This window comes from Nostoc sp. CHAB 5715, from assembly GCF_020829685.1.
Lineage (GTDB): Bacteria > Cyanobacteriota > Cyanobacteriia > Cyanobacteriales > Nostocaceae > Nostoc.
This window is the reverse complement of the sequence record NZ_JAIVFR010001173.1, coordinates 1-2,075: the sequence shown is the minus strand read 5'-3', so window position 1 is coordinate 2,075 and position 2,075 is coordinate 1. Positions and strand designations below refer to the sequence as shown.

Sequence of the window (2,075 nt, the reverse complement as noted above, 5' to 3'; positions counted from 1 at the left end):
CTAACAGCTAACCGCTAACAGCTAACAGCGGGGTATTAACCTCCCCAAGATTAATTTTTCGCCCACGAGGGGCGAGGCATGTACCGGGTTAATAGCTAATAGCTAATAGCTAACAGCTTTGTCAAAAGCAGAAATCGTCGGATAGTTCACAACCAATAAACTTCGTACCATTTTTGAGTACAATCACGAACATCTATTCAGGATGATACTTCAAGGAATGTCTTGCACCTGCCACAATCCCAAGCTCTTATCTTTATATAAGCCACCTCCCTCAGTACATTGTTCATTTATCAGTAGTAGAGGTGTAGGAAAATTAAAAGGTTGTTTCTCCAAATTTAGTAAACGCCAGTCACCTGTCGTGATATCCTCGTTGTCTTCACAATTCAGGAAAATAGTTGTTAGTAGATAATCAATATGGCTACTTTTAATATTATCGAGAGCTAAGAAAATGTCTGCTATTGAAAGATGCACAAAGCAATCTCGACATAGCAATATGTTTGCTCTTGGTAGAGGGTCACTTGTTAAATTCAATGTCAGAAACTGACACTTTTTACTTCCGTAACGCTTCTGGTTCTCAAACCCTAAATGTGATTGATGGTTTAGAGGCTGATGTGGTACACCTGTCATTGGCCCTTGACGTTGACAAACTGGTTCAGACAGGTTTTATTCAACCGGGTTGGGAAAAAGAAGCACCCTTTAATGCAATTGTGACCCAATCCGTAGGTGCGTAGGCGTAGCCCGCCGCAGGCATCGCTACTCGTGAGGGGAATCCCAAAAATATTAAAACATGGACAGATTTGACAAGACCAGGAGTGAGCGTACTGACAGCTAACCCGAAAACATCTGGTGGTGCGCGATGGAACTTCTTAAGTTTATGCCAGTCCCAAAATTACGGACTAAACCCTCATTCGTTCTTAAAAGGGAACTCTTAACGGGCACCAGGTGAAGCAGGTGCTAACAGCGGGTCTCCCGACTTGTTCGCTCAAGCGCATTCCCGTAGGGTAGCAACTGCACCAAGCCGTTGGCGCAGCCTCTCGTAGAGAAGGGCATCAGTGTCTCAATTGCGAAGATCCTAGCTGCAAAAACACAGGAAATTGTTAAATAAGCAATACATACTACGGTAAATCTATCGGAATAATGTATGATACTCTCAGTTCTACTCCTTGCACAGGAATGTTGCTATCAGATATTGGCAAAATTCCAAAGAAAACAGGCGAGTGTGAACACCACCCTACAGATCAAACTCTGGAGAATCTACATGGGCTACAAACATATAGAAGTTAAACAAGTTGCTGGTTTCATCGGTGCCGAAATCGGTAGCGTAGACCTTTCCCGCCCTCTTTCTGACGAGCAAGTCCAAGAAATCCGTAAAGCGTTATTGAAATGGAAAGTTGTGTTCTTTCGTGGTCAGAACATCGATCATGCTGCCCAGGTTGAGTTCACATCTCGTTTCGGTGAAGTAACTTTCGCGCATCCACTCGGAGAGCCTGAACCAGTCCCGGGATTCCCACAGATCAAACCCGTAGATCGTAAGCTCTATGAGAAGCAGTACGGTTTTCGCAGTGGTGGTCCTTGGCACACAGACGTAACGGCAGCTATTAACCCACCAGCAGGTTCAATTTTACGCGCGGTTAATGTCCCCAGCTTCGGTGGTGACACTCAGTGGAGTAATCTAGTTGCGGCTTATGAGGGACTGTCAGCACCCCTACGGGCGCTAGCAGACACATTGAAAGCTGAACATCGCTTTAATGGGGGCGGGTATCAGCCCCGCAACGGCAAATTCGACGATCGCATTGCTGTTAATCCACTAGTCTCAATCCACCCAGTAGTCAGGGTTCATCCTGAGACTGGTGAACGTGCGTTGTTCATTAACCCTGGCTTTGTCTCGCACATTATTGACGTGTCACCACAAGAGAGCAAACTGTTACTTGAGTTGTTCTTCAACCAAATCACCAAACCTGCCTATACCACCCGTTTCCGTTGGAACAATGGTGATATCGCGTTCTGGGATAACCGCGCTACTGTACATTTAGCTCCTCAAGATTTAGATCATTTGGATGTCGAGCGTCGAATTT

General features: G+C 45.4%; 2 protein-coding genes and 1 pseudogene. 2 read left to right on the top strand and 1 reads right to left on the bottom strand.

What is annotated here, in order from left to right; genetic code table 11:
* Window positions 1-210: 210 nt before the first annotated feature.
* On the bottom strand, window positions 211-471 hold the full coding sequence (locus tag LC574_RS37355) for a hypothetical protein (protein WP_229458659.1): 261 nt from the start codon (window positions 469-471) through the stop codon (window positions 211-213).
* A gap of 95 nt (window positions 472-566) precedes the next feature.
* Between LC574_RS37355 and LC574_RS37350 the strand changes: the two are divergent.
* Both LC574_RS37350 and LC574_RS37345 read left to right on the top strand, forming a co-directional pair.
* Window positions 567-875, top strand: a pseudogene (locus LC574_RS37350) (substrate-binding domain-containing protein); the annotation flags it as partial.
* Window positions 876-1,141: 266 nt separating this feature from the next.
* Window positions 1,142-2,075 (top strand): TauD/TfdA family dioxygenase (locus tag LC574_RS37345; RefSeq protein WP_229458658.1); only part of this gene is annotated, 934 nt, incomplete at its 3' end.